The organism is Cryobacterium sp. TMN-39-2, from assembly GCF_004402745.1.
GTDB classification, from domain to species: domain Bacteria; phylum Actinomycetota; class Actinomycetes; order Actinomycetales; family Microbacteriaceae; genus Cryobacterium; species Cryobacterium zongtaii.
Window position 1 is genome coordinate 161,897 of record NZ_SOFX01000020.1, and the last position, 25,131, is coordinate 187,027.

27 protein-coding genes are annotated in these 25,131 nt (G+C 68.2%); 13 read left to right on the top strand and 14 right to left on the bottom strand.

Going from position 1 to position 25,131, the window contains the following annotated elements; all coding sequences use genetic code 11:
• Window positions 1–51: 51 nt before the first annotated feature.
• Window positions 52–1,158 carry a peptide chain release factor 2 gene (prfB, locus tag E3O57_RS06235; protein ID WP_088456692.1) on the bottom strand — a complete coding sequence of 369 codons (1,107 nt, stop codon included), beginning with the start codon at window positions 1,156–1,158 and terminating at the stop codon, window positions 52–54.
• Window positions 1,159–1,199: 41 nt separating this feature from the next.
• Here prfB and E3O57_RS06240 point away from each other — a divergent pair, with 41 nt between their 5' ends.
• From E3O57_RS06240 to E3O57_RS06250, 3 genes are read left to right on the top strand one after another with little or no spacing between them, the layout of a single operon-like run.
• Complete coding sequence (locus tag E3O57_RS06240) at window positions 1,200–2,432, top strand: MFS transporter (protein ID WP_103479399.1); 1,233 nt, start codon at window positions 1,200–1,202, stop codon at window positions 2,430–2,432.
• A 5-nt stretch (window positions 2,433–2,437) separates the two neighbouring features.
• Complete coding sequence (locus E3O57_RS06245) at window positions 2,438–2,887, top strand: nitroreductase family deazaflavin-dependent oxidoreductase (RefSeq protein WP_103479400.1); 450 nt, start codon at window positions 2,438–2,440, stop codon at window positions 2,885–2,887.
• On the top strand, window positions 2,887–3,555 hold the full coding sequence (locus tag E3O57_RS06250) for a pentapeptide repeat-containing protein (RefSeq protein ID WP_103461566.1): 669 nt from the start codon (window positions 2,887–2,889) through the stop codon (window positions 3,553–3,555). The genes E3O57_RS06245 and E3O57_RS06250 overlap by 1 nt, the downstream gene beginning before the upstream one ends.
• Window positions 3,556–3,567: 12 nt before the next feature.
• On the opposite strand, the gene glpX is transcribed toward E3O57_RS06250, so the two are convergent.
• Window positions 3,568–4,500: a class II fructose-bisphosphatase gene (glpX, locus tag E3O57_RS06255; RefSeq protein ID WP_174776216.1), complete on the bottom strand. Its 933-nt coding sequence runs from the start codon at window positions 4,498–4,500 to the stop codon at window positions 3,568–3,570.
• A 226-nt stretch (window positions 4,501–4,726) separates the two neighbouring features.
• Here glpX and fbaA point away from each other — a divergent pair, with 226 nt between their 5' ends.
• Both fbaA and E3O57_RS06265 read left to right on the top strand, forming a co-directional pair.
• Window positions 4,727–5,752: a class II fructose-bisphosphate aldolase gene (gene fbaA, locus E3O57_RS06260; protein WP_088456697.1), complete on the top strand. Its 1,026-nt coding sequence runs from the start codon at window positions 4,727–4,729 to the stop codon at window positions 5,750–5,752.
• 18 nt (window positions 5,753–5,770) lie between these two features.
• Window positions 5,771–6,370, top strand: coding sequence for a DUF6264 family protein (locus tag E3O57_RS06265; RefSeq protein ID WP_103461567.1), 600 nt, complete (start codon window positions 5,771–5,773; stop codon window positions 6,368–6,370).
• A gap of 18 nt (window positions 6,371–6,388) precedes the next feature.
• On the opposite strand, the gene E3O57_RS06270 is transcribed toward E3O57_RS06265, so the two are convergent.
• A complete protein-coding gene (locus E3O57_RS06270) occupies window positions 6,389–7,429 on the bottom strand; it encodes a 4-hydroxy-3-methylbut-2-enyl diphosphate reductase (protein ID WP_088458064.1) in 1,041 nt (346 codons plus the stop codon).
• Between the two features lie 102 nt (window positions 7,430–7,531).
• Here E3O57_RS06270 and xseA point away from each other — a divergent pair, with 102 nt between their 5' ends.
• Genes xseA through E3O57_RS06295 form a run of 5 tightly spaced genes read left to right on the top strand, consistent with a single transcriptional unit; the run spans window position 7,532 to window position 11,805 of the window.
• Window positions 7,532–8,758: an exodeoxyribonuclease VII large subunit gene (xseA, locus tag E3O57_RS06275; RefSeq protein WP_240632223.1), complete on the top strand. Its 1,227-nt coding sequence runs from the start codon at window positions 7,532–7,534 to the stop codon at window positions 8,756–8,758.
• Window positions 8,759–8,782: 24 nt separating this feature from the next.
• Window positions 8,783–9,031: an exodeoxyribonuclease VII small subunit gene (locus E3O57_RS06280; protein WP_088458066.1), complete on the top strand. Its 249-nt coding sequence runs from the start codon at window positions 8,783–8,785 to the stop codon at window positions 9,029–9,031.
• Window positions 9,028–9,690, top strand: coding sequence for a DUF4245 domain-containing protein (locus tag E3O57_RS06285; RefSeq protein ID WP_103461568.1), 663 nt, complete (start codon window positions 9,028–9,030; stop codon window positions 9,688–9,690). Before E3O57_RS06280 ends, E3O57_RS06285 begins: the two co-directional genes overlap by 4 nt.
• Window positions 9,687–10,337, top strand: a complete 651-nt coding sequence (locus E3O57_RS06290; RefSeq protein WP_103461569.1) for a carbonic anhydrase — start codon at window positions 9,687–9,689, stop codon at window positions 10,335–10,337. Before E3O57_RS06285 ends, E3O57_RS06290 begins: the two co-directional genes overlap by 4 nt.
• A gap of 52 nt (window positions 10,338–10,389) precedes the next feature.
• Entirely contained in the window at window positions 10,390–11,805 is a 1,416-nt protein-coding gene (locus tag E3O57_RS06295) for an aspartate ammonia-lyase (RefSeq protein WP_174776212.1), read from the top strand.
• A gap of 71 nt (window positions 11,806–11,876) precedes the next feature.
• On the opposite strand, the gene E3O57_RS06300 is transcribed toward E3O57_RS06295, so the two are convergent.
• The 3 genes from E3O57_RS06300 to E3O57_RS06310 form a co-directional block, all read right to left on the bottom strand.
• On the bottom strand, window positions 11,877–13,226 hold the full coding sequence (locus tag E3O57_RS06300; RefSeq protein WP_370289865.1) for a PhoH family protein: 1,350 nt from the start codon (window positions 13,224–13,226) through the stop codon (window positions 11,877–11,879).
• Between the two features lie 199 nt (window positions 13,227–13,425).
• Window positions 13,426–14,574 (bottom strand): aminotransferase class V-fold PLP-dependent enzyme, encoded by a 1,149-nt coding sequence (locus tag E3O57_RS06305; RefSeq protein WP_241990328.1) that lies wholly within the window; start codon window positions 14,572–14,574, stop codon window positions 13,426–13,428.
• Window positions 14,571–15,350 (bottom strand): isoprenyl transferase, encoded by a 780-nt coding sequence (locus tag E3O57_RS06310; protein ID WP_103429803.1) that lies wholly within the window; start codon window positions 15,348–15,350, stop codon window positions 14,571–14,573. Before E3O57_RS06310 ends, E3O57_RS06305 begins: the two co-directional genes overlap by 4 nt.
• 76 nt (window positions 15,351–15,426) lie before the next feature.
• Between E3O57_RS06310 and E3O57_RS06315 the strand changes: the two genes are divergently transcribed.
• Complete coding sequence (locus E3O57_RS06315) at window positions 15,427–16,128, top strand: hemolysin III family protein (protein WP_088456701.1); 702 nt, start codon at window positions 15,427–15,429, stop codon at window positions 16,126–16,128.
• A 16-nt stretch (window positions 16,129–16,144) separates the two neighbouring features.
• Here E3O57_RS06315 and E3O57_RS06320 read toward each other — a convergent pair whose 3' ends face one another.
• Both E3O57_RS06320 and mca read right to left on the bottom strand, forming a co-directional pair.
• On the bottom strand, window positions 16,145–16,387 hold the full coding sequence (locus tag E3O57_RS06320) for a hypothetical protein (RefSeq protein ID WP_165787941.1): 243 nt from the start codon (window positions 16,385–16,387) through the stop codon (window positions 16,145–16,147).
• Window positions 16,388–16,404: 17 nt separating this feature from the next.
• Complete coding sequence (mca, locus tag E3O57_RS06325; protein ID WP_174776312.1) at window positions 16,405–17,268, bottom strand: mycothiol conjugate amidase Mca; 864 nt, start codon at window positions 17,266–17,268, stop codon at window positions 16,405–16,407.
• 76 nt (window positions 17,269–17,344) lie between these two features.
• On the opposite strand from mca, the gene E3O57_RS06330 reads away from it, so the two are divergent.
• Together E3O57_RS06330 and greA are read left to right on the top strand one after the other, a co-directional pair.
• A complete protein-coding gene (locus E3O57_RS06330; RefSeq protein ID WP_165787942.1) occupies window positions 17,345–17,740 on the top strand; it encodes a DUF4307 domain-containing protein in 396 nt (131 codons plus the stop codon).
• A gap of 184 nt (window positions 17,741–17,924) precedes the next feature.
• A complete protein-coding gene (gene greA / locus E3O57_RS06335) occupies window positions 17,925–18,413 on the top strand; it encodes a transcription elongation factor GreA (RefSeq protein WP_088456704.1) in 489 nt (162 codons plus the stop codon).
• Between the two features lie 61 nt (window positions 18,414–18,474).
• On the opposite strand, the gene ilvA is transcribed toward greA, so the two are convergent.
• Genes ilvA through E3O57_RS06365 form a run of 6 tightly spaced genes read right to left on the bottom strand, consistent with a single transcriptional unit; the run spans window position 18,475 to window position 25,017 of the window.
• Window positions 18,475–19,746: a threonine ammonia-lyase gene (gene ilvA / locus E3O57_RS06340; protein WP_088456705.1), complete on the bottom strand. Its 1,272-nt coding sequence runs from the start codon at window positions 19,744–19,746 to the stop codon at window positions 18,475–18,477.
• The gene (locus E3O57_RS06345) at window positions 19,743–21,032 is read right to left on the bottom strand and encodes an AI-2E family transporter (protein ID WP_240632225.1); all 1,290 of its coding nucleotides are present in this window, start codon (window positions 21,030–21,032) and stop codon (window positions 19,743–19,745) included. The genes ilvA and E3O57_RS06345 overlap by 4 nt, the downstream gene beginning before the upstream one ends.
• On the bottom strand, window positions 21,029–22,159 hold the full coding sequence (locus tag E3O57_RS06350) for an ABC transporter ATP-binding protein (protein ID WP_103479402.1): 1,131 nt from the start codon (window positions 22,157–22,159) through the stop codon (window positions 21,029–21,031). The genes E3O57_RS06345 and E3O57_RS06350 overlap by 4 nt, the downstream gene beginning before the upstream one ends.
• The gene (locus E3O57_RS06355) at window positions 22,156–23,031 is read right to left on the bottom strand and encodes an ABC transporter permease (RefSeq protein WP_103479403.1); all 876 of its coding nucleotides are present in this window, start codon (window positions 23,029–23,031) and stop codon (window positions 22,156–22,158) included. Before E3O57_RS06355 ends, E3O57_RS06350 begins: the two co-directional genes overlap by 4 nt.
• The gene (locus E3O57_RS06360) at window positions 23,028–23,870 is read right to left on the bottom strand and encodes an ABC transporter permease subunit (RefSeq protein WP_103479404.1); all 843 of its coding nucleotides are present in this window, start codon (window positions 23,868–23,870) and stop codon (window positions 23,028–23,030) included. The genes E3O57_RS06355 and E3O57_RS06360 overlap by 4 nt, the downstream gene beginning before the upstream one ends.
• A gap of 7 nt (window positions 23,871–23,877) precedes the next feature.
• The gene (locus E3O57_RS06365; RefSeq protein ID WP_088456709.1) at window positions 23,878–25,017 is read right to left on the bottom strand and encodes an ABC transporter substrate-binding protein; all 1,140 of its coding nucleotides are present in this window, start codon (window positions 25,015–25,017) and stop codon (window positions 23,878–23,880) included.
• Window positions 25,018–25,131 lie beyond the last annotated feature (114 nt).

Here is a 25,131-nt window from a genome sequence, read left to right on the forward strand (position 1 = left end):
ATTTACCTACTTGCGACATGCCTCAAGCAGCAAGTCCAAAGGTTGACACGCCTAGTCGGTGGGGGTCTTGCGCCAGCGGATGCCGGCGGCGATGAATCCGTCCAGGTCACCGTCGAACACGTTGGACGGGTTGTTGACCTCGTACTCGGTGCGCAGGTCCTTGACCATTTGATACGGCGCGAGCACGTAGCTGCGCATCTGGTCACCCCAGCTCGCGGTGATGATTCCGGCGAACTCCTTCTTGGTGGCCGCCTCCTGCTCACGCTGCAGCAACAGCAGCCTGGACGCCAGCACCCGCATCGCCGCCGCGCGGTTCTGGATCTGGCTCTTTTCGTTCTGGCAGCTCACCACCAGTCCGGTGGGCAGGTGGGTGATGCGCACGGCGGAGTCTGTGGTGTTCACCGACTGCCCGCCGGGGCCGCTGGAGCGGAACACATCGACGCGGATGTCGTTGTCGGGAATCTCCACGGCCTCGGCCTGGGCGATCAGCGGGACCACCTCGACGGCGGCGAAGGAGGTCTGGCGCTTGCCCGCGGAGTTGAACGGGCTCATCCGGACCAGGCGGTGCGTGCCGGCTTCGACGCTGAGGGTGCCGAACGCGTACGGCGCGTTCACCTCGAACGTGGCGGACTTGATGCCGGCCTCTTCGGCGTAGCTCACGTCGAGAACGTTGGTGGTGTAATCATGCTGCTCGGCCCACCTCAGGTACATGCGCAACAGCATCTCGGCGAAGTCGGCGGCGTCCACGCCACCGGCCCCGGCCCGGATGGTGATCACGGCAGGGTTCGGGTCGAACTCACCGTTGAGCAGGGTGTGCACCTCGAGGTCGCCGAGGACCTTCTGCACGCTGCGCAGTTCCGCCGTGGCCTCATCGGCCGATTCCTGGTCGCCCTCGGCGTTGGCCAGCTCCACGAGCACCTCGAGGTCGTCGAGGCGGGACTCGATGCTGTCGATGCGTTTGAGCTCGCTCTGGCGGTGGCTGAGCTCGCTGGTCACCTTTTGGGCGTGCTCGGAGTCGTTCCACAGGTCGGGGGCACCCGCCTGGTCGCTCAACTCGGCAATGTCCAGCTTCAGCCTGTCGATGTCGATCACCGACCGGATGTCGTCAAACGTGGCCCGCAGCGCGGCGATCTGCTCAGAGAAATCCAGCTCAATCATTGTGGAATCCAGCCTACCGGGCGAGAGGTAACATCGAACGGATGAGCACCGAGCGCCCCTTCAGCCTCCGGGGAGTGGCTCTGGCCGCGTTTCTACCCACGCTGCTCTTCTCCATCGGCGAGGGTGCGATGATCCCGCTCATCCCCTTGGTGGCGGACGGCCTCGGCGCGTCGCTGGCCTTCGCCGGCTTCATCGCGGCCATGGTCATGGTCGGTGAACTCGTCGGCGACATCCCCAGCGGCGCGATAGTGTCCCGCATCGGCGAACGCAACTCGATGATCGGGGCGTCGCTGCTGGCGATCATCGCCGTGCTGGTCTGCATCGTCGCCCCCAACCCGGTCGTGCTGCTGGTGGGCATCTTCCTGATCGGCCTGGCCACGGCCGTGTTCGCTCTGGCCCGGCACGCCTTCATGACCAGCTACGTGCCCGTGGCCTACCGGGCCAGGGCGCTGTCGACCCTCGGCGGCGTCTTCCGCGCCGGCTGGTTCGTCGGACCGTTCCTGGCCGCCGGGGTCATCCACCTCACCGGCAGCACCACCGCCGTCTTCTGGGTGTTCATCGTCTGTTGCGTGGCCGCCGCCGTCGTGCTGATGCTGCTGCCGGATCCGACGATTACCTTCGCGAAGCCTGCTCCCGTCGCCGCCGTGGAGACCGCGGGACTGTTCAGCACCATCTGGCGCTACCGGGGTGTGCTGCTGCGGCTGGGCACCGGCGCGGGACTGGTCGGTGCGATGCGGGCCACCCGCACGGTGCTGCTGCCGCTCTGGGCGGTCAGCATCGGCATCAACGAACCCGACACCGCCCTCATCATCGGCATCGCCGGCGGCATCGACTTCGCGCTCTTCTATGCCAGCGGCCAGATCATGGACCGCTTCGGGCGCATGTGGACCGCGATCCCGTCGATGATCGGACTGGGGGTCGGCATGCTCGCCCTCGCGTTCACCCACGATCTGCCCGAGAACGTGGCGTGGTTCATCGCCGTGGCGATGTTCCTGTCCGTGGCCAACGGTATCGGCAGCGGATTGCTGATGACCCTCGGCGCCGACCTGGCGCCGGCCGGCGGCCCGGCCCCGTTCCTGGGCGCCTGGCGGTTCACCGCCGACTTCGGCAGCGCCGCCGCTCCCCTGGCCGTCGCCGCCATGATCGCACTGTTGTCGCTGTCGGTGGCCAGTGCTGTGATGGGAGTGGTGGGCCTGGTGGGAGCCGGCGTGCTCTGGCGCTACATTCCGTGGTACGCCCCGCGCCACCCCCGTTTTCCCCCGAGAGAAAGATAGCCAGCATGCCCCTGCACGGAGAGTACGAGCCCAGCCCCGAGAAGTGGGTCCGCGACCAGGTCGAACTGTACGAGACCTCCGCCGGCACCAAGGGCACCACCATGCGCGGGATGCCCGTGATCGTCCTGAGCACCCTCGGCGCCAAATCCGGCAAGATCCGCAAGGCTCCGCTCATGCGCGTCGAACACGACGGCCGTTACGCCGCCGTGGCGTCGCTCGGCGGCAGCCCGAAGAACCCGGTCTGGTACGCCAACGTGCTCGCGCATCCGCTCGTCGAGGTGCAGGACGGTCCGGTGCGACGCGACATGCTCGCCCGGGAGATTACCGGCGACGAGAAGGCCCTTTGGTGGGAGCGGGCCGTTCTGGCGTACCCCGACTACGCCGATTACCAGGTCAAGACCGACCGGGTCATCCCGGTGTTCCTGCTCGAACCCGTCGCCGAGCCGGCCTCCTAGTGGCCAAGCCACCGGCCCGGTCGAAGCGGCGCGGACCCCAGCTGGACCGGATCCTGCTCGAGAACCTGCTCGACAACGACGGCGCGCTGGTGGGCCGCGGTGACGACCGTGAGGCCGAACGCTACAGCCGGGTGGACTTCTCCGGCCGGGACTTCACCGGCACCCGGTTCGCGGAGTGTGAGTTCCACGGCGTTGACCTGAATACCACGGTGCTGCGCGGCAGCACCTGGAACGAGTGCGTCGCCACCGAACTGCACGCGGCCGTGTTCAGCGCGCCACGATCGAGCTGGCGGGACGTGCGCATCGAGCACTCCAGGCTCGGCTCGGTCGAGCTCTACGACTCCGGCCTGCGCAGCGTTCAGCTGGACGGGTCGAAGCTGGACTTCATCAACCTGCGCAACGCCACCCTCACCGACGTGCTCATCTCCAACTGCATCATCGACGAGCTCGACCTCTCCGGGGCCACCGTGCAACGGCTGGAACTCCGCGACTGCCGGATCGGCACCCTCGACGTGGCCGGCGCACGGCTGACCGACGTGGACCTGCGCTCCAGCGACTTCTCGGCCATCCACAGCCTGGAAGGGCTCAGGGGCGCCACCATCGACGACGCCCAGCTCGCGCTGCTCGCTCCGTTGCTCGCGGCGCAGCTGGGCATCCTCGTTGAATAAAAGTAGGGCTCTCTAGAGCCACTTCTCGGCAAGGTGCTCCGCCACGACCCGGCGGATGGTGCCGGTACTGCCGCGCAACACGATGCTCTCGGTGCGGATCTTCGGCCCCATCTTGCGCACCCCGCCGACCAGCTGGCCGTCGGTGACGCCGGTGGCGACGAAATAGGTGTTGTCGCTGGTGACGAGGTCGTTCACGCCCAGGATGCGGTCAAGGTCGTGGCCGGCGTCGATGGCCCGCTGTGCCTCGTCGTCGTCCTTGGGGTGCAGCTTCGCCTGGATGAAACCGCCCAACGCCTTCAACGCGCAGGCGGTGATGATGCCCTCCGGGGTGCCGCCGATGCCGACGCACATGTCGATCCGGGTCTCGGTGATGGCCGCGTTGATGCCGCCGGCCACGTCGCCGTCGAGCATCAACCGGGTGCCGGCGCCCGCCGCGCGCACCTCTTCGATCAGGCCGGCGTGCCGCGGCCGGTCGAGGATGGCGATGGTCATGTCGGACACATCCTTGCCCTTGGCCTTGGCCAAGGCGCGAATGTTCTCGCCGATCGGCTGGCGCAGGTCCACGACGTTGTGGCCCTCCCATCCGGTGACGATCTTGTCCATGTAGAACACGGCACTGGGGTCGTACATGCTGCCCCGGTCGGCGACCGCGATCATGCTCAGTGCGTTCTGACGCCCGTTGGCGGTGAGTGAGGTGCCGTCGATGGGGTCCACCGCGATGTCGCAGGAGGGCCCGCGCCCGCTGCCGACGTGCTCGCCGTTGTAGAGCATCGGCGCGTCATCCTTCTCGCCCTCGCCGATGACGACGACGCCGTCGAAATCGACAGTGCCGAGGAATTTGCGCATCGCGTCGACGGCGGCACCGTCTGCGGCGTTCTTGTCGCCGCGGCCGATGAACGGCACAGCGCGGATGGCGGCGGCTTCGGTGGCCCGCACCAGCTCCATGCCGAGGCTGCGGTCGGGGTGGAGGTAGAGAGAATCGTGTTCAGTAGTCACTGTGTATTGGTGTCCTTCGAGGTCGTATGTGGGTTGCTGAGGGACGCGCCGGAACTACGCCGGTACGGGGCCAGCATACCCAGCGTGCCTAGAGCGGGACCTTGTACCCCGAGCGCTCACACAGAAGCCCTCGCTAGACTTGCCGGACACCCCCGCTCGATTTCGAGGAGAAGCAATGCCCATCGCAACCCCAGACCAATACGCCGAAATGCTGAACAAGGCCAAGTCGAAGGGGTTCGCGTACCCCGCATTCAACGTCTCCTCCTCGCAGTCCATCAACGCCGTTCTCCAGGGCCTGACCGAAGCCGGCTCTGACGGCATCATCCAGGTCACCACCGGTGGCGCCGACTACTTCGCCGGTCACACCGTCAAGAACCGTGCCGCCGGCGCCCTCGCGTTCGCCAAGTTCGCGCACGCCGTTGCTGACAACTACCCCGTCACCGTGGCCCTGCACACCGACCACTGCCCCAAGGGTGCGCTGGACGACTTCGTACTACCCCTCATCTCGGCCTCCGAGACCGCCGTCGCCGATGGCTTCAACCCGATCTTCCAGTCGCACATGTGGGACGGCTCGGCCATCGCGCTCGACGAGAACCTCGAGATCGCCAAGGGCATCATCACCCGCACCAAGGCGATCAACGCCATCCTCGAGGTCGAGATCGGCGCCGTCGGCGGCGAAGAAGACGGCGTTGAGGGCGACATCAACGACAACCTGTACACGACCTTCGACGACACCGTCAAGATGATCGAGGCCCTCGGCCTCGGCGAACAGGGCCGCTACATGGCCGCCCTCACCTTCGGCAACGTGCACGGCGTCTATAAGCCCGGCAACGTCAAGCTGCGTCCGGAGCTCCTTGCGGAGATCCAGGCCAGCGTCGCCGCCAAGTACGGCACCAGCGCACTGCCCCTCGACCTCGTCTTCCACGGTGGCTCGGGATCGACCGATGCCGAGATCGCCGAAGCCGTCGCCAACGGTGTCGTGAAGATGAACGTCGACACCGACACCCAGTACGCGTTCACCCGCGCCATCGCCGACTACATGCTGAAGAACTACGACGGCGTGCTCAAGGTCGACGGTGAAGTCGGAAACAAGAAGCTGTACGACCCGCGCGCCTGGGGCAAGGTTGCCGAGACGGCCATGGCCGCTCGCGTTGCCCAGGCCACCCGCCAGCTCGGTTCCGCCGGGCACTCCAACAGCTAGTTCAACAGAAAACACCGGATGACGATGGCAGAGAACGCTTCAGACCAGACCCCGGCGGTCACCCCGCCGGTGGACTACCGCCCCCAGCCCCGCTACGGCGAGCTGGCTCCGGAGGGCTGGACCTGGACGCCGCCGCAGGACGAACCCGTTCCTGCGGCCTCTGCCGCCGCATCCACCACGGTGACGCCGGCCCGGGCGACGCGGGGATCGGCCGAACGGCCGGCCTCCGCGGCGCCAGGTGCGGTGCCGGGAACGGCGCCTGCCTGGGACCGACCCCTCACCATCAGCCTGCTGGTCTTCGGGCTGCTCGGCGCCTACTTCACCATCTCGATTCTCGGCAGCCTGCCGCAGGCCCTGGCGATGCTCTATTCGCAGGCCGAGCTGGGTGAGTACACCGTGACGGACTCCGTCAACGCGATCATCACCGGCGGCAGCATCGGCCAGGCCGTCGTCTGGGTGGCCGCGGCCGTCTCGTCGATCCTGCTGCTGCTGCGCGGACGACGCGCGTTCTACGTCCCGATCATCGGCGGCGTCGTCGCGTTTGTCCTGCTGGTCGCGGCCGTGGCCGTCGTGCTGGCCGGCGACCCGGCGTTGCTCGAGTACCTCAGCCAGCCATAAGGCCCGGCCAGCCGCCGACTACTCCGGTCGACTGACCCTGCCCCCGAGCGCACGCGCGTCGGTCTTGCCCTGCAGGTCTTTGCGCAGCTCCTTGGGCAGCGAGAACAGCAGGTCTTCCTCGGCGGTCTTGATCTGCTCCACGTCGCCGTAGCCGGCGCCGGCCAGGTCGCGCAGCAGTTCCTCGACGAGTTCCTCGGGCACGGATGCTCCGCTCGTGACGCCCACGGTGTTCACGCCGTCGAGCCACTCCTGCTTCACTTCGTTGGCGTAGTCCACCCGGTAGGCGGCCTTCGCGCCGTACTCCAGCGCCACCTCCACCAGGCGTACCGAGTTGGACGAGTTCGCCGACCCCACCACGATCACCAGATCGGAGTCGCGGGCGACCTTCTTGATGGCCACCTGACGGTTCTGGGTGGCGTAGCAGATGTCGTCGCTGGGCGGGTCCTGCAGGTTCGGGAACCGGGCCCGCAGCCGGCGCACCGTCTCCATGGTCTCGTCAACGCTCAGCGTGGTCTGCGACAGCCAGACCACCTTGTCCGGGTCGCGCACGACGATAGTGTCGGCCTCGTCCGGGCTGCCGACGAGCGTCGTGTGCTCCGGCGCCTCGCCAGCGGTGCCCTCGACCTCTTCGTGGCCTTCGTGGCCGATCAGCAAGATCTCGAAGTCGTCGCGGGCGAAGCGCACAGCCTCGCGGTGCACCTTGGTGACGAGCGGGCAGGTGGCGTCGATGGCCGACAGGCCGCGGGCGGCAGCGGCGTTGACCACCGCCGGCGACACGCCATGCGCGCTGAAGACGATATGCGAACCGGTGGGGACCTCATCCACTTCTTCGACGAAGATGGCGCCCTTCTTCTCGAGTTCGCTCACCACGTGGGTGTTGTGCACGATCTGCTTGCGCACGTAGACGGGCGCCCCGTACAGTTCGAGGGCCTTCTCCACCGCGATGACGGCCCGGTCCACGCCGGCGCAGTAGCCGCGCGGGGCCGCGAGCAGCACCTTTTTCGGCCCGACCACCGGGGTATCCTTGAGCCTGTTGCGCAGGCTGGGAATTCTGGGCATGCCAAGGCCGATCACGGGCGCATTAGTACTGGTACTCACCCGAACAGTCTAAGCGGGCATGTCTGAACGGACCGTGCGAGCCCTCAGCAGACCAGGAGACCCATGAACGCAGTCACGATGCCCGCCGCGGGCGACGAGCCGCCCACCGTCGACGCCCCCTGGCCCGTCGCCGTGCTCTCCAACAAGATCCGCGGCTACATCGAACGGCTCGGCACCGCCTGGGTGGAGGGCGAGATCGTGCAGTGGGGCACCAGCGGCGGCAACGTCTACGGCAAGCTCAAGGACCTCTCCGTGGATGCGACGGTGAGCTTCACGGTCTGGTCGTCGGTGAAGGCCCGCCTGACCGGTGACTTCAAGCAGGGCGACAGGGTCATCGCCCTCGTCAAGCCCAACTACTGGGTCAAGGGCGGCTCCCTCACGATGCAGGTCTTCGAGCTGCGCCACGTGGGGCTCGGCGACCTGCTGGAACGGCTCGAACGCCTGCGCGCGCAGCTCAAGGCCGAGGGCCTCTTCGACGCGTCCCGCAAACGATCGCTGCCGTTCCTGCCGCACCGCATCGGGCTGGTCACCGGCAAGGACTCCGACGCCGAGAAAGACGTGCTCCGCAACGCCCAGCTGCGCTGGCCGGCCGTCGACTTCAGGGTGGTGCACGCCGCCGTGCAGGGCGACCGGATGGTCGGTGAGGTCACCGCGGCCATCAGGGCGCTGGATGCCGACCCCGAGGTGGACGTCATCATCGTCGCCCGCGGCGGCGGCGACTTCCAGAACCTGCTCGGCTTCAGCGACGAGTCACTCGTGCGCGCCGTCGCGGCCTGCACCACCCCGGTGGTCAGCGCCATCGGCCACGAGGCCGACCGGCCGCTGCTCGACGATGTCGCCGACCTCCGCGCCTCGACTCCCACCGACGCGGCGAAGCGGGTGGTGCCCGACGTCTCCGACGAACTCAACAGGGTGCAGCAGGCACGGGCGCGGCTGAGCAGCCGGCTCACCGGTATCCTCGCCACCGAAGTCGACAGGCTCGGCCAGTTGCGCAGCCGACCGGTGCTCGCCGGCGCGGACTGGATCATCGACAGTCGTTCGCAGGACCTCACCCGGTACGTGGCGCGCGGCACCGAGCTGATGCACCGTACTCTCGAACGCGCCGGTTCCAGCGTGGTCGAGTTGCGCTCCCAGCTGCGCGCCCTCTCCCCCCAGGGCACCCTCGACCGCGGCTACGCCATCGTGCAGCTGCCGGACGGCCACGTGCTGCGCTCCAGCGACCAGGCCCCGGCCGGCACCGAGCTGCGCATCACCGTGGGCGTTGGCACCGTGCCCGCGGTCTCGAAATAGATGGAAAGAAATAGGATGGATGACATGACTTCGTCCGCAGCCCCGACTCCGACCACCGCCGGCACCGTCCCGGCGGTCGACTCGCTCAGCTACGAGCAGGCCAGGGACGAACTGATCCGTGTCGTCTCAGTGCTCGAGCAGGGTGCGTCCACGCTCGAGGAATCCCTGGCGCTCTGGGAGCGGGGCGAGGCCCTCGCCACCCGCTGTGAGGAATGGCTGATCGGCGCCAAAGCACGCCTGGATGCCGCCCGCGGCGCGGCCACCGCGGAATGAGCCGCAGTCCCCGCCCACCGCGCGTCGTCGCGGAGCTCGGCCGCCCGGAGACCGCCGAGGAACGCGCTAGGCGGCTGGCAACCAACTCCAAGAACTACCGGTCCCGCAAGACCATCAACAACCTCGTCTACTCGCTGTTGGCGACCCTCGGCGCGGTCATCGTGCTGGTGCTGATCGTGCCCCGCAGCGACACCCCGATCAATCGCGAGGTCGACTACACGAGCGTCGCCGAACAGGCGCAGTCCGGCGTCGAGGAACCGCTCGTCGTGCCCGTGCTCCCACCCGGCTGGAGTGCCAACGCCGCCCAGTGGCGCCAGGGCGGCAACGACGGTGTTTCGAGCTGGTACCTCGGCCTGCTCACCCCCGAGAATGAGTTCATCGGGCTCACCCAGGCCGTCGACGCCAACCCCACCTGGCTGGCCGACCAGCTCGAAGACGTCGAGCCGACCGACACCATCACCATCGCCGGTCTGGACTGGGCTGTCTACCGCAATCCCGCGCCGGCCGCCGACCGGGGCAACTTCGAATCCGCCCTCGTCACCGAGGCCGGCGACAGCAGCTATCTCCTGATCGGCACCGCCACCGACGAAGAGCTGACCGTGCTCGCCGCCGCCGTGGCCGAGCAGATCAGCACCGAACAGAACGGCTCCAGCGAATGACCGACACACCGACTCCGACTCCGACACCGGCCCAGGTCTGGAACGACCTCGCCGCGGGCAACGAACGCTTCGTGGCGGGCACACCGCAACATCCCCGGCAGGACGTCGACCGTCGCGCCGAGACCGCGTTCGTGCAGAACCCCATGGCCGCCCTGTTCGGCTGCAGCGACTCCAGGCTCGCCGCCGAGATCATCTTCGACAAGGGCCTGGGAGACCTGTTCGTCGTGCGGAACGCCGGCCAGGTCATCTCCGATTCGGTGCTCGGCTCACTCGAGTACGCCGTTGCGGTGCTCAAGGTGCCTTTGATCCTGGTGCTCGGCCACGACAGGTGCGGCGCGGTACGAGCCGCCATCGACTCGCAAGCCGAAGACGCCGAGGCCCTGCCGCCGCACATCAACAGCATCATCGAGAAGATCGTGCCGGCGGTGCGCCGCGTCAATGGACCCGAAACCGGTCCGCTCGACCCCGACGATGTGGACGCATCCGCCGTGGGCCGGGAACACCTGCGCGACACCGTGGCGGAGCTCGTGCAGCGCTCCGAGATGATCAGCGCCGCGATCGCAGAAGGTACATTGGCTATCGTCGGTGCGAACTACAGGCTCCTCGAGGGCCGCGCAGATCCTGACCTCGTCGTCGGCGTCGTCTAGGAACTCTCGACACCGACCGGCAACCCGCATGAATCGAAAGGTATGACACACCGTGGTGGACATTTCAGCTGAAACAGAATTCCGGATCGAACACGACACGATGGGCGAGGTCCGGGTTCCCGCCGACGCGCTCTACGGTGCGCAGACGCAGCGGGCGGTCGAGAACTTCCCGATCTCCGGATCCGTGCTCGAGTCCGCCCAGATCGCGGCCCTGGCCCGCATCAAGAAGTCGGCGGCCCTCGCCAATGCCCGTCTCGGCGTGCTCGACTCGAACATCGCCGACGCCATCGCGGCAGCCGCCGACGAGGTCATCACCGGTCGATACGACGCCCAGTTCCCCATCGACGTGTACCAGACCGGCAGCGGAACCTCGTCGAACATGAACATGAACGAGGTGCTCGCCACCCTCGCCACCCGCCGCCTGGGCAGCCCGGTGCACCCCAACGACCACGTGAACGCGTCGCAGTCCTCCAACGACGTCTTCCCCACCTCGGTGCACATCGCCGTGACCAGCGCCCTCATCGACGACCTCATCCCGGCCCTGGATCACCTCGCGGTCGCGTTCGAGGCCAAGGCCGAACTGTGGGCGACCGCGGTCAAGGCCGGCCGCACCCACCTGATGGACGCCACCCCGGTCACCCTCGGCCAGGAATTCGGCGGCTACGCCCGCCAGATGCGCCTGGGCATCGAACGGGTGCGCACCGCGCTCCCCCGCGTCGCCGAGGTGCCGCTGGGCGGCACCGCCGTCGGCACCGGCATCAACACGCCGGCCGGTTTCCCGCAGCTCGTCATCGAGCTGCTCTGCGACGAGACCGAGCTGCCGATCACCGAGGCCATCGACCACTTCGAGGCCCAGGCCAACCGTGACGGCCTGGTCGACGCCTCCGGTGCTCTGCGCACCATCGCGGTTGGCCTCACCAAGATCTGCAACGACCTGCGCTGGATGGGCTCCGGCCCCAACACCGGCATCGGTGAGCTGAGCATCCCCGACCTGCAGCCGGGCTCGTCGATCATGCCCGGCAAGGTCAACCCGGTCATCCCGGAGGCCGTGCTCATGGTCTGCTCCCGCGTGATCGGCAACGACGCCACCATCGCCTGGTCCGGCGCCTCCGGCGCGTTCGAACTCAACGTGGCCATCCCGGTGATGGGCACCGCGCTGCTCGAGTCGATTCGGCTGCTCACCAACGGCGCCCGGGTGCTCGCCGACAAGACCGTCGACGGCCTCGAGGCCAACCTCGACCGTGCCCGCGCTCTGGCCGAATCATCGCCGTCGATCGTCACCCCGCTCAACCGGGTGATCGGCTACGAAGCCGCCGCCAAGGTGGCCAAGCACTCCGTGGCGCAGGGCCTCACGGTGCGCGAGTCGGTCATCGACCTGGGCTTCGTGGAACGCGGCGAGGTCACCCTCGAGCAGCTCGACACGGCCCTGGACGTCCTGAGCATGACCCGGCCGCCCCAGGCGCGCTAACCCGTACCGCGAAAGCGGCGAACCGGTTGCTTCAGCTTCGCTGAGGCAACCGGTTCGCCGCTTTCGTGGCCCTATGCCAGCTCGTTTCCCTCCAGCATCTCGGTGACCAGGGCGGCGATGGCGCTGCGCTCGGACCGGGTGAGGGTCATGTGGGCGAACAAGGGGTGGCCCTTCAGCGTTTCGATCACACTCGCGACACCGTCGAAGCGACCCACGCGCAGGTTGTCGCGCTGGGCCACATCGTGGGTGAGCACCACCCTGGAGTTCTGTCCGATCCGGCTGAGCACCGTCAGGAGCACGTTCCGCTCCAGCGACTGCGCCTCGTCGACGATCACGAAGGCGTCGTGCAGGCTCCGACCACGGATGTGGGTCAGCGGCAGCACCTCAAGGATGCCGCGCTCGACGACCTCCTCCAGTACGTTCTCGCTCACCAGTGCCCCGAGGGTGTCGAACACCGCCTGGCCCCAGGGACCCATCTTCTCCTGCGCGTCACCGGGCAGGTAGCCGAGCTCCTGGCCGCCCACCGCGTACAGCGGCCGGAACACCATGATCTTGCGGTGCTGCTGCCGTTCCAGCACGGCTTCCAGGCCGGCGCAGAGGGCGAGCGCCGACTTCCCCGTCCCCGCTCGACCTCCCAACGACAGGATGCCGATCTCCGGGTCCAGCAACAGGTCGATCGCCAGGCGTTGCTCGGCCGAACGGCCGTGCAGGCCGAACAGGTCGCGGTCCCCGCGCACCAGGCGCAGCTCGCCCCGCCCGGTGACCCGGCCGAGGGCCGAGCCGCGGTCGGAGTGGATCACCAGGCCCGTGTTGACCGGCATGTCCTGCACCAGGCGGGTCTGCAGGGACTCCTTGTCGTAGAGGTCGTTGACCTGCTCGGCGCTCAGGGTGATCTCGTCCATGCCCGTCCAGCCGGAGTCCACAGCCAGCTCGTGCCGGTACTCGTCTGCGGTCAGTCCGATCGAGGCGGCCTTCACCCGCAACGGCAGGTCCTTGGACACCACGGTGACGGCGAGTCCGTCGTTGGCCAGGTTCATGGCCACCGCGAGGATGCGCGAGTCGTTGTCGCCCAGCTGCAACCCGGAGGGCAGCACCGACATGTTCGAGTGGTTCAGCTCGACCCGCAGGCTGCCGCCCTCCCCCACCGGGATGGCGAAGTCGAGTCGTTCGTGCTTGACCCGCAGTTCGTCGAGGTAACGCAGCGCCTGCCGGGCGAAGTAACCGATCTCCGGGTCGTTGCGCTTGGACTCCAGTTCGGTGATCACCACCACCGGCAGTACGACGGAGTGTTCGGCGAACCGGAAGATCGCCTTCGGATCGGACAGGAGAACCGAGGTGTCCAGCACGAAGGTGCGCTCGGTTTGGTCGACCCCTGACGATGTGTGTTCTGCGTTCAGGTAGTCGGTTCGATTAGCGGTCACAACCACTCCCACCCCGCACCCGGGGGTGCGGATTTGTTGGCGAGCGGCCACAAGCTTTTTCTCGAGCCGTACTTATGTGGCCGTCTCGATCAGGTGCCATACCTGATGAGATGAACGTACGTCGAGTGGCTGGGAATTGGAAAAGCGACACGCCCAACGTCACGAGACGTTAACGTTCGTCGGACGGGTGCCGGCTAGGTCAGTATCCGGCGGCGGCGGCGTACGCCGTGAAGGCGCCGCGCAGCATGTCGACGGTCTCGTCGGCGAGGTGCGCGTGCACGCTGAGCCGCACCGTGCCGCCCCGGGTCGTGACCGTCACGCCATGGTTGTGCAGCGCGGCACCGAGCGCGGTGAGACGTTCCGCGGGCGGTACGAGTACCACCAGGCCGGCCCGTTCCCTGGCGTCCCTGGCGGAGAGCACCGGAATGCCGAACTGGTCGGCCAGGTCGATCAGTCGCTCGACGTTGGCGCACACCAGGGCCTCGATGGCGGGCAGGCCCGCGGCCTGGATCTCCTCCAGCGCCGTCGCGAACCGGGCCTGGGCGATGCCGTCCCCGTTAGTCACCCCGAACGCCGACGCCGCGTGTGCCGGCGGCGGCACCTGGTCCCACGGCTCGGTGACCTCGGTGCCGGTGAATCCGGAGACAACCGGGGTGAGCCGTTCCACGGCGCGGTCGCTCAGGGCGAGGAAGCCGGTGCCCCAGCCGGCCCTGACCCACTTCTGGCCGCCGGAGGCGACGACATCGGCCGCCTCGTAGGCGGCATCCACGACCCCGAAGCCCTGGATGGCGTCGACGATGAGCAGCCTGTCACCGATGACCTGCCGGATGCCTTCCAGGTCGGCCCTGAAGCCCGTGCGGGAATCGACGAGGCTGACGGCGACCGCGACGGTGGTCGGTGTCAGCTGGTCCCGCACCTGCCCGGGAGTGACCGCTCCGGCGCTGTTCTCGCCGCCGTCGGTCGTGAGCCACTGCGGCGTCGCCACGTGCAGGGCCTCCGCGGCACGGCTGGCCGCGAACGGCAGGCTCGGAAAGTCCGCCGGTGACAGCAGCACGTCACCGGTCAGGCCGAACATGGCGTGCATGAGGCCCATGCTGGTGTTGGGTTGGGACACGATCTGGTCGGCCCTGAACCCCAAGCCCGCGGCCACGGCGGTGCGCATCCGTTGATCTTGCTCGCCGAAGTGGCCGAGGCTGCCGTGTCGGGCCCTGGCCAGGATCTCGGTCTGGCCGCGCGTTTCGGCGACGACGGCGCTGGACATGGGGCCGATACGGCCGTAGTCCAGGTAGCCGGGGTCTTCGGTGAAGCCGTTCAGGTAGGCGGCGAGGGGCGTCTCGACCGCGCTCACCCGCCGAACCTGCGGTGCCGTTTGGCGAAGTCGCGCAGGGCCCGCAGGAAGTCGACCTGGCGGAGGTCGGGGCCGAGGGCCTCGACGAAATAGAACTCGCTGTGCGCGCTCTGCCAGAGCATGAAGTCGCTGAGTCGCTGCTCGCCCGAGGTGCGGATGACGAGGTCGGGGTCGGGCTGGCCGCCCGTGTACAGGTGCTGGCCGATGAGTTCGGGGGTGAGGGTCTCGGCGAGGTCCTCGAGAGTGCCGCCGTGGGCATGGTGGGTGGCGACAATGCTGCGCATCGCGTCGGTGATCTCGGTGCGGCCGCCGTAGCCGACGGCGAGGTTCACGTGCAGGCCCGTGTTGGCGTGCGTGCGGGCCTCCGCAGCGGACAGGGCGCCCTCCAGGGGCCCGGGCAGGCACTTCTTCGACCCGACCTGCTGCACCTTCCAGTCGCGGTAGTGCGACAGGTCCTCGGCGAGGTCGGCGATGATCTCGAAAAGGGCGTCGAGTTCCTCGGTCGGACGCTGGGTGAGATTGTCGGCCGAGAGCAGGTACAGCGTGACGACGGAGATGCCGAGATCGTCGCACCACTCCAGGAATTCGCGCATCTTCGCGGCCCCGGCCCTGTGGCCGTGGGCGGCGGAGTCGTAGCCGAGCTGTTTGGCCCACCGGCGGTTGCCGTCGATGATCATGGCCACGTGCCGCGGCAGGACCGCCGCGGTCAGCCCGCGACGCAGCCGACGCTGGTAGACCCTGTAGAGGAGTCCGCGTCCGAGGGAGAATTGCCGCATCTGCACACAGTTACGCTAGCTCAATCCGGCCCGCGTTCGCGCCGCGGCGCCGCCGAGGCTGCCGTATCCTGACAGCATGGCCGCTACGGATGACATCCCGAATCTCCCCCTCCTCGAAGACGAGATCGAGCATCCGGTTCCCGAAAAGCCCACCTGGCGGGGCTGGATCCACGCCGGCACGTTCCCGGTCACCATCGTCGCCGGCATCATCCTGCTGCTCGCGGCGGACGGCCCGGCTGCTAAATGGAGTTCGGCGGTCTTCGTGGCCAGTTCGATGCTCCTGTTCGGCAACTCGGCGCTCTACCACCGCTTCAACTGGCAACCGCGCACCCGCATGGTGCTCAAGCGCATCGACCACGCCAACATCTTCCTGCTGATCGCCGGATCGTACACGCCCATCACGGTGCTGGCGCTGCCGCCGGACAAGGCAGTGCTGCTGCTGACCCTGGTCTGGGGCGGCGCGATCCTCGGCATCGCGTTCAGGGTGTTCTGGATCAACGCCCCGCGCTGGCTGTACGTGCCGCTCTACCTCGCGCTGGGCTGGGGCGCGCTGATGTTCATCGTCGACTTCTTCCAGGCCGATGCCCTGATGATGACCCTGATCATGGTCGGCGGACTCTGCTACTCGGTCGGCGCCGTCGTCTACGGTCTCAAGAAGCCCAACCCGATTCCCGGGGTGTTCGGCTTCCACGAGATCTTCCACTCGCTGACCGTGGTGGCGTTCCTCTGCCACTGGTTCGCGATCCTGATCATCGCCACGCATCCGCTGTACCCGTAGGCGGGTACCCACGAACTCAGGCTTCCGGCGTGTCCTTCTTCTGGGCGGCCAGCGCGTCGCGTTCGGCGACCTCGGCCTGCAGCCGTTCCTGCATCTCCGCACGGTACGTGGTGCGGCGGATGCGGCGGGCCAGGTCCATGCCCAGCAGCAGGGTCACGGCCGCGACGAAGAAGATCGCGAAGAAGCCCCACGGACCCGGCGTGACGGTGTCGGGGTTGAACTCGGGCGCCGGGGTGTTGGACAGGATGAAGCTGACCACGGGAGAGTACATCCCGCTCACGCGTCGTCCCTCACACCACTGAAAAGATCGGATTCGGGCATGTTCGTGTCAACTTTCGATTCGACGAGTTGGAAGTCCTCGTAGGGCCAGGCCTTGCGCACCATGTCGTTGGGCCAGAAAAAGAAACTGCTCGTCGGCGACACCTGGCTGGCGTGTGACCGCAAGGCATCATCGCGCACCTCCAGGAAGTCCCCGATCGGCACGTGCGTCGTGGCCAGGTTCGGGTACTCGCTCATCCGTTCCCTGGCGCTGGCCAGCGGTTCGAGCAGATCGGAGTCCGGTTCGGTGATGCTGAGCTCGAGGTACATGGCGTCCATGCGCTCGAGGTTGAAGATGCGGTCGTAGTACAGCTTGTCGATCTGCCACGGCGCGCCGGCATCGGGATACCGGTCGGCGTCGGCCGCGGCGCGGAACGCCTCGACAGAGACCTGGTGGCAGCGAATGTGATCGGGGTGCGGGTAGCCGCCGTTCTCGTCGTAGGTGATGAGCACCTGGGGACGGAAATCGCGGATGATGCGCACCAGTGGTTCGGCCGAGTACTCCAGCGGCACGTCGGCGAAGGAGTTCTTGGGCACCCCGCCGTCGTCGGCCATGCCGGAGTCCTGGTAGCCCAGCCACAGGTGTTGGATGCCCATCGTCTGCTGGGCCGCCGCCATCTCCAGGCGGCGGAGGCCGGCGAGGTCGCGCTCGGCCATGGCCACGTCGGCCAGGTCCTCGTTGAGGATGCTGCCGCGTTCACCGCCCGTGCAGCTCACGATGAGAACCTCGGCGCCGAGGCTTCGGTAGTACGCGTACGTCGCGGCGCCCTTGCTCGACTCGTCGTCGGGATGGGCGTGCACTGCCAAGAGCCGCAGGGTCATGAAACTCCTCAGAAATGCCAGCTAACCTAAGGTACAAGCCTAATCGTTGAACCGTGAGTGTGGAGTCTGAGTGGCCGTGAGCAGCAACCTCGACGAACGCTATGGGCGAACCCCCGGAAGCACCCGCCGCGACCGCCGGGTGCTGTGGGTCGTTGCCGGCCTCTTCGCCCTGATCCTCACCGGATGGGTCGTCTGGGCCGGCCTGGACGGCGCGGGCCCGGAGATCGAAGCCAGGGACACCAGGCACCAGATCATCGACGAGAACAGCATCAGCGTGACCTTCGAGGTGTCGCTGCCCCCGGAGAACGCCGCCAGCTGCGCTGTGCAAGCGCTCAACGAGTCGTTCACCGTGGTGGGCTGGAAGGTCATCGATCTGGCGCCGTCCGCCGACTACACCCGCTCGTTCACCGAGATCGTGAAGACGACCGAGTTGAGCAACACCGGATTGATTTACCGCTGCTGGTTGACCTAGACTGATGTATTCGCCCTGACAGAAGTCGGGGCGTCCGCTGTATGTCGTGACGTACTAGGCCGCGATGTTCTAGGACGTGACGTGTCAGGCCGTGACCTGCCCAGCGACGAACGGCCGCTTCCTGCGGCACCATCGGCGCACTATCTGCCGGCGCACCACCGATCAGCACGAGAAGGAGAGAACCATGACTACCGAAACCTCGGTCACCTGGCTAACCCAGGAGGCCTATGACCGCCTCGCTGCGGAGCTGGACACTCTCAGCACTGTTGCTCGGGTGGACATCGCCAACAAGATCGAGTCCGCGCGGTCGGAGGGCGACCTCAAGGAGAACGCCGGCTACCACGCGGCCAAGGAGGAGCAGGGCAAGATGGAGGCGCGCATCCGCACCCTCACCCTGCTGCTGCGCACCGCAGAGGTGGGCCACGCCCCCGAGAGCAAGGGCGTCGTCGAGCCCGGAACCGTCATCACCGCCACCATCGCCGGTGACGAGAGCCGGTTCCTCATCGGCAGCCGGGAGATCGCCGGCGACAGCGACCTGGACGTGTACAGCGAGAAGAGCCCCCTGGGCGAAGCCATCATCGGGCTCAAGGTCGGCGCGAAGACGAGCTACGAGACCCCCAACGGCAAGCAGATCGCCGTGGAGATCCACCTCGTGGAGACTTTCACCGGCTAACTGCCCCTGTTGACACGAACGGCCGGCTGCTCACGCAGCCGGCCGTTTTTGTGTGCCCGGTCTAGTCGGTGCGGGGATCGTACCCGGCGGCGCGCAGGGTGTCGACGACGTGCTGGCGGTGTTCGGGGCCGCGGGTCTCGACGCTGATGTCCAGCTCGACCTCGCTGATCTGCAGGCCGGCGCCGTGGCGGGTGTGCAGGACCTCGATGACGTTGGCGTGCGCCTCCGCGAGCAGCTCGGAGATCCGGGCGAGCTGGCCGGGACGGTCGGGCAGCATGATCCGCAGCTTGAGGTACCGGCCGGATGCAGCCAGGCCGTGGCTGATCACGCGCTGCATGAGCAACGGGTCGATGTTGCCGCCCGAGAGCACCGCAACGGTGCGGCCGGTGTTCGTGATCTTGCCGGCCAGGATGGCGGCGACCGAGACGGCTCCGGCCGGCTCGACGACGAGCTTGGCCCGCTCGAGGAGCACCAGGATCGCCCTGGCCATGTCGTCCTCGCTGACGGTGACGATCTCGTCGACGGCGTCGCGGATGATGGCGAAGTTCAGCAGGCCCGGCTTGGCCACGGCGATGCCGTCGGCCATGGTCGGGGTGATGTCGATGGCGAGGGCCTCCCCCGCGGCGATGGACGGCGGATACGCCGCCGCGTTCTCTGACTGCACCCCGATGACCCGGATCCGACGGTTGTGCCGTGCCGAGTACTGCTTGAGCACACTGGCCATGCCGGAGGTGAGCCCGCCGCCGCCGATCGGCACGATCACGGTCTCGAGGTCGGGCATCTGGTCGAGGACCTCGAGGCCGAGGGTGCCGGCGCCGGCCACCACATCCGGGTGGTCGAACGGGGGAATCAGGACCGCGCCGGTCTCGCGGGCGTACTCGGCAGCGGCCAGGAGCGGCTCCGCGACCGTGTGCCCGCGCAGGATCACCTGGGCGCCGTAGTCGCGAGTGGCCTGCAGCTTGGGCAGCGCGACGCCGACGGGCATGAAGATGGTCGCCTCGATGCCGAGCTCTCTGGCGGCGAACGCCACCCCCTGGGCGTGGTTGCCGGCGGAGGCGGCGACGACGCCGCGAGCCTTCTCCTCGTCGGTGAGCTTGGACAGCCGGTGGTACGCGCCGCGGATCTTGTACGATCCGGTGCGCTGCAGGTTCTCGCACTTGAGGAAGACCGGTGCACCGAGGATCGCCGAGAGGTAGCGGGAGCTTTCCATCGGCGTGACATCGGCCACCCGCGACACCACGGTGCGGGCGGTCTCGAAGTCGTCGAGGGTGGGGCCGGCCAAGGTTGTGTCGGCACGGGCTGCGCCGGCGAGAACTGCGGGGGTGTCTGTCATGGACGGGTCTCTCTTACTCTGCTCTCGGTGACGGCGACTGTGCGCTGCGGCCGGAAGCCCGGCCGCTGCGGAATCGTCTGCCACAGAATGGAGCCGGGTGCAGCGCCGGCCGGCGGCACTCCCCCGCGCCAGGCACCGCTATGGATGTAGCTGATCATAACGTTCAGCACGGCAGCGACGGGAACCGCGAACAGGGCGCCGGGGATGCCGGCCAGCAGCGCACCGGCCGCCACGACCAGCACCACGCCGAGCGGATGCACCTTGACGGCGGTGCCCATGATCAACGGCTGCAGCACATGGCCTTCGATCTGCTGCACGAGCAGCACCACCCCGAGCATCAGCAGGGCCACGAACCAGTCGTTGAAGATCAGCGCTATCAGCACGGCCACGGCGCCCGTGGCCACGGCGCCGACGATCGGGACGAACGAGCCCAGGAACACCAGCACGCCGATCGGGATGGCCATCGGCACGCCCAGGATCGCGGCTCCGGCGCCGATGCCGATCGCGTCGATCGTGGCGACCAGGATCTGCACCCTGGCGAAGTTGCCCAGGGTCGTCCAGCCGGCCGCGCCGGCTCCGGCGACGGCAGGTCGCGCCCGGCGGGGGAAGATCCGGACGATCCAGTTCCAGATGCCCTTACCGTCGATGAGGATGAACAGCAGACTGAACAGGGTGAGGAGCGCACCCGTGGCCAGGTGCCCCAGCGACGACCCCAGCGACAGGGCGCCGCTGATGAAGATCTGGCTGTCGGCCTGGAGGGCGTCGACGGCCTGGCTGAGATAGCCATTGATCTCTGCGTTGCTCAGCTGCAACGGCGACGCCGCCAGGACCTCCTTGAGGTTCGCGTACGACGCCGCGAACCGGGCGCTCAGCCCCACCGAACCGGCGGCGATCTGCGTGACGGCCAGCGTCACGAGACCGGCGATCACCGCGAGGGTGCCGACCAGAGCCGCCGCGACGGCGAGCCCCTTGGGCCAGTGATGCCGGGTGAGGAAGCCAACCAGCGGTACGAGCAGGGCGGACACCAGCACCGCCACGAGCAGCGGGATCACGATGAAGCGCAGCTGCACGATGAGGTACAGCAGCACGGCGATCACGGCGGCGATCACGAGAAGACGCCACGCCCACGCGCCGGCCAGGCGGATGCCCGCCGGGATGTTCTCGTCCACGCCGTTGGTCTCCGGCTGCACCGGCGTGAGGACCGCCGTGATAGGCGCGGTCGAGGGGGTCGTTCGGAGTTTACGCCGGCGGCCGAACCAGCCGGGACTTCCCGTGGGTGTGCTCACCGAACCAGTCTAGGACGGCGTGGGAGCGCGGCGGCGAGGTCCTGCACAGCTTCCACCGGGACGGGTGCGCCGGCAAAGCGCACCAGCACGCTCTCGCCCACCTGATGGCGGTCGCGGACGTCGTGTTGCACCACGACGGTGCCGCCCTGCTCGAGTTGCACGCTGGTGCGGCGCAACGAGCCGAGGAAGCTGGAGACCAGCACGGTGCCGGCCAGGCTCATGCCTGCCAGAGCATCGCCTGGCGTCCCGGCCGTGACCAGCGTCAGGTCCTCTGGACGCACGAAGACCCGCACCGGCCCATCCGCGTGGGACGGGTCCAGCAGCGGCAGGACCACCCCGTGCACCTCGGCGAAGCCGTGCCGCACCGCTCCGGGCAGCCGGTTGCTCAGCCCCACGAAATCCGCGATGAACGGCGTCGCCGGCCTGGTGTAGAGCTCCTCCGGCGTGCCCACCTGCTCGATCCGGCCGTCCCGCATCACCGCGACCCTGTCGGCGACGGCGAGGGCCTCGTCCTGGTCGTGCGTCACGAAGAGGGTGGTGATGCCCAGTTCGGTCTGGATGCGCCGGATCTCATCGCGCAGCTGCACCCGCACCTTGGCGTCCAGCGCCGAGAGCGGTTCGTCGAGCAGCAGCACCCGGGGCCGGGTGACCAGCGCCCTGGCCAGGGCCACCCGCTGCTGCTGGCCGCCGGAGAGTTCGTGCGCGAACCGGCCGTAGTGGGCGTCCAGGCCGACCAGGGCCAGGGCCGCCGCCGCCCGTTCGCGGCGCTCGGCGGCCGGCACCCGGCGCATTCGCAGTCCGAATTCGACGTTCTCGCCGGCGCTCAGGTGCGGGAACAGCGAGTAGGACTGGAACACCATGCCCATGTCGCGGCGGCTGGTCGGCAGCCCGGAGACGTCGTCGCCGTTGATCAGGATGCGTCCGTCGTCGCAGCTCTCCAGGCCAGCCAGCACCCGCAGCGCCGTGGTCTTGCCGCTGCCGCTGGGGCCGAGCAGGGCCACGAGTTCGCCGGGCTGCAGGGTGAGGTCGAACTCGGTCAGCGCCAGGTGGCTGCCGTAGCGCTTGGCCACGCCGGCGAACTCGACGACGGTCTTCTGCTGAACTGGGGGCGTTTGGATGTGACTCATGACTGGTCTCCGCCGGAGGTCGGGGTGGTCGGGGTGAGGGTGGTCGGGGTGCGGGCCGGCCGGCGACGTTCGGTGCCGAGCCGGCCGATGGCCAGCAACAGCAGGAACGCCGCGAACAGTGCAAGCAGCGAGAGGATCACGGCGCTGTACGGGTCGTTCTTACTGACCACGACGAGCGCGGTCTGCAGGTTGACCCGGCTCAGTAGCGACGCGATGGTGAACTCGCCCAGCACCACGGCCACGGCGATGAACGCGCCGGCCAGGATGCCGCGGCGGAGGTTCGGCACGAGCACCCGCACCAGCACACTGGCCCAGCCGGCACCGAGGGTGCGCGCCGCCTCGCTGAGCGTGCGCACGTCCACACCATCGAGGTTGGCCTGGATCGCCCGGTAGGCGAACGGCAGCACGGTGATACCGTACGCGAATGCCAGCGTCCAGACGCCGCTGCCCGCGAACCGGGCCAGCACGCTGAACACCGGGGCCAGGCCCACCACGAGCACGATCGCGGGGATGGAGATGGGCAGGATGCACACGATCTCCAGCGTGCGGCGCAGCCGGGGGAACCGGATGTGCACGAGCAGCATCGTCGGCACCAGCAGCACCAGCACGATCACGACGGTGCCGACGGCCAGACCCACCGAGTTGCCGAGGGCGACCAGAACCGGGGCGTACTCGCCGGTCAGCCCGTTCTGGAACAGCTCGATCCAGCGCTGGAAGTCGTAGCCGCCGACCAGGCCGCGTCGCAGGGTGAACTCGATCATCGCGAGGATCGGCACCGCGAAGACCAGGCCGACCCCGCCGAGGATCAGCAGCCGGGTGAGCCGACCGGGCGCGTGCGCGACGCCGCGCACCGACCGGAGACCCGCCGTCATCGCTGCCACCTCGCGGCGCGGGACGCCAGCTTGGAGTAGCCGAACATCACGACGGTCATCACCAGGATCATGCCCAGCGCCAGCGCACCGGCGAGGTTCTCCCGGCCGAGCATGGTCTCGCTGGTCAGCGCCGACCGGATCTGCAGCGGCACGATCTGCGCGCCCTGGCTGGTGAGGGTGGCGGCGGTGGCGTACGAGGAGAACGCGTTGGCGAACAGGAGCAGCAGGCCGCCCAGGAATGACGGCGCCAGCACCGGCAGGCCGATGCGCAGCCAGTAGGTGCGCGTGCTGCCGCCGAGGGTGGCGTTGGCTTCCGCCCAGGTCGGCTTGAGCGACGCGAGCGCCGGCATGAAGGTGATGATCATCAGGGGCACTTGAAAGTAGATGTACGGCAGCACAAGGCCGGGCAGTTCGTAGAGCCAGACCCCGTCGGCGAAGATGTCGATGCCCAGACGCTCCTGCAGCAGCAGGGTGACCATGCCCTGGATGCCGATGGTCGCGGTGAACGCGAAGGCGAGCATGGCGCCGCCGAACTGGGCGATGACGCTGCTGAGGGAATCGACGGTGGAGCGCAACGCCCCGTCCGGGCGGGCGCCGAGCAGGGCGTAACAGACCAGGGCGCCCACGACGGCGCCGATGATCGCGGTCAGCGCCGACAACCAGATCGAGCTGCCGAAGGCGGCCAGCACCACGGGGTCGCCGAGCGCGGCGACGGTGTCGAGGGTGAAACCGCCGTCGTTGCCGATGAAGCCGGTGCCGACGGCGATCAGGGTCGGCAGGGCCAGGAAGAGCAGCACATAAACCGCGAACGGCAGCAGCCCGAAGGCTGCTGCCGGCACACGGAACCTACTGGACAGCCGCGGCCCACTTTTCGCCGAGCAGCGTTGCCGCGGCTTCGCTCTGCGCGGCGGTCGGGACCACTGTGGTGTCCGGCACGGCGGGCAGGGCGTCGAACAGATCGGCGTCGATGGTGCCTTCCGCGGCCATGGCGTCGGCGCGCGCCGGGCGGGCGCCTCCTTCGAGCCAGAGGTTCTGCGCTTCGTCGCTGTAGAGGAATTCCTGCCAGAGGCGCGCGGCGGCCGGGTGCGGCGCATCCACGTTGATCGCCTGGTTGTAGTAGCCGGCGTAGCCGGTGCCGGGGAAGACCACGACCTCCCAGTTGCGCTCACCCTCCAGCTGGGCGCCGTAGCCGACGTTGAGGTAGTCCCAGTCGAAGACGACGGGGGTCTCGCCCGAGGCGATGGTGGCGGGGGTCGGGTCGACCTTCACGAAGTTGCCGGCGGCGTTGAGGTCACTGAAGAAGTCGATGCCGGCCTGGAAGTCGTCCACCGAGCCGTCGTTCTGGACGGCGGCCATGCCGACGGCGGCGAAAGCCGCTCCGGCCTGGGTCGGGTCGCCGTTGATGGCGACCTTGCCCTTGTAGTCGGCGCCGAGCAGGTCGGCCAACGACTCGGGTGCGGGAACGGCGTCGGGGTCGTAGCCCACAGCCATGTATCCGCCGTAGTCACCCACGTACAGGCCGCTCTCTTCCTTCAGCGCGTCGGGGATGTCGGACCAGGTGGCCACCTGGTAGGGGGCGAACTGGTCGGTGTTGGCCAGGGCAACGGCCAGGCCCAGGTCGAAGACGTCGGGGGCGGTGTCCTGGCCGGCCAGGTTCTCGGCGGCCTGGATTTCCTCGGCGCTGGAGCCGTCAGGGGCGGCCTCGGTGATGGTGATCTCGGGGTACTTCTCGGCGAAGAGGTCCAGAACAGCGCCGTAGTTGGCCCAGTCCCGCGGGAGGGCGATGACGTTCAGGGCGCCCTCCTCGATGGCGGCGGCCTCGAGGCCGGCCAGGTCGCCGAAGGCGGAGATGCTGGTGGCGGTGGCCGCGTCGACGGAACCGTCGGTGCCGGTCGCCTCGGCGGTGCCGCTCGCGCAGCCCGTGAGGGTGAGAGCGACGATGGCTGTCGCGGCGAGGGAAGCGGCCAGGGTGCGGGTGGTAAGCAAGGGTCCTCCGTATGAGAGAGCAGGGTGATGACCGGCTGTACCGGTCGCTGCGAGACTAGAAGCGGCGGGTTGCGCAGGCACACCGCAGGGTTGAACGCGGCGTGAACGTCGGAT

What these genes read in the sequence shown, in the direction of transcription:
- E3O57_RS06270 (WP_088458064.1), bottom strand. Translation starts at nt 7,429, where the DNA reads ATGCCCAGAATTCCCAGCCTGCGCAACAGGCTCAAGGATACCCCGGTG.
- E3O57_RS06315 (WP_088456701.1), top strand. Translation starts at nt 15,427, where the DNA reads ATGGCCGCTACGGATGACATCCCGAATCTCCCCCTCCTCGAAGACGAG.
- mca (WP_174776312.1), bottom strand. Translation starts at nt 17,268, where the DNA reads ATGACCCTGCGGCTCTTGGCAGTGCACGCCCATCCCGACGACGAGTCG.
- fbaA (WP_088456697.1), top strand. Translation starts at nt 4,727, where the DNA reads ATGCCCATCGCAACCCCAGACCAATACGCCGAAATGCTGAACAAGGCC.
- greA (WP_088456704.1), top strand. Translation starts at nt 17,925, where the DNA reads ATGACTACCGAAACCTCGGTCACCTGGCTAACCCAGGAGGCCTATGAC.
- E3O57_RS06265 (WP_103461567.1), top strand. Translation starts at nt 5,771, where the DNA reads ATGACGATGGCAGAGAACGCTTCAGACCAGACCCCGGCGGTCACCCCG.
- prfB (WP_088456692.1), bottom strand. Translation starts at nt 1,158, where the DNA reads ATGATTGAGCTGGATTTCTCTGAGCAGATCGCCGCGCTGCGGGCCACG.
- E3O57_RS06310 (WP_103429803.1), bottom strand. Translation starts at nt 15,350, where the DNA reads ATGCGGCAATTCTCCCTCGGACGCGGACTCCTCTACAGGGTCTACCAG.
- xseA (WP_240632223.1), top strand. Translation starts at nt 7,532, where the DNA reads ATGAACGCAGTCACGATGCCCGCCGCGGGCGACGAGCCGCCCACCGTC.
- E3O57_RS06355 (WP_103479403.1), bottom strand. Translation starts at nt 23,031, where the DNA reads ATGACGGCGGGTCTCCGGTCGGTGCGCGGCGTCGCGCACGCGCCCGGT.
- E3O57_RS06350 (WP_103479402.1), bottom strand. Translation starts at nt 22,159, where the DNA reads ATGAGTCACATCCAAACGCCCCCAGTTCAGCAGAAGACCGTCGTCGAG.
- E3O57_RS06290 (WP_103461569.1), top strand. Translation starts at nt 9,687, where the DNA reads ATGACCGACACACCGACTCCGACTCCGACACCGGCCCAGGTCTGGAAC.
- E3O57_RS06285 (WP_103461568.1), top strand. Translation starts at nt 9,028, where the DNA reads ATGAGCCGCAGTCCCCGCCCACCGCGCGTCGTCGCGGAGCTCGGCCGC.
- E3O57_RS06240 (WP_103479399.1), top strand. Translation starts at nt 1,200, where the DNA reads ATGAGCACCGAGCGCCCCTTCAGCCTCCGGGGAGTGGCTCTGGCCGCG.
- ilvA (WP_088456705.1), bottom strand. Translation starts at nt 19,746, where the DNA reads ATGACAGACACCCCCGCAGTTCTCGCCGGCGCAGCCCGTGCCGACACA.
- E3O57_RS06245 (WP_103479400.1), top strand. Translation starts at nt 2,438, where the DNA reads ATGCCCCTGCACGGAGAGTACGAGCCCAGCCCCGAGAAGTGGGTCCGC.
- glpX (WP_174776216.1), bottom strand. Translation starts at nt 4,500, where the DNA reads ATGGAGCTGGTGCGGGCCACCGAAGCCGCCGCCATCCGCGCTGTGCCG.
- E3O57_RS06280 (WP_088458066.1), top strand. Translation starts at nt 8,783, where the DNA reads ATGACTTCGTCCGCAGCCCCGACTCCGACCACCGCCGGCACCGTCCCG.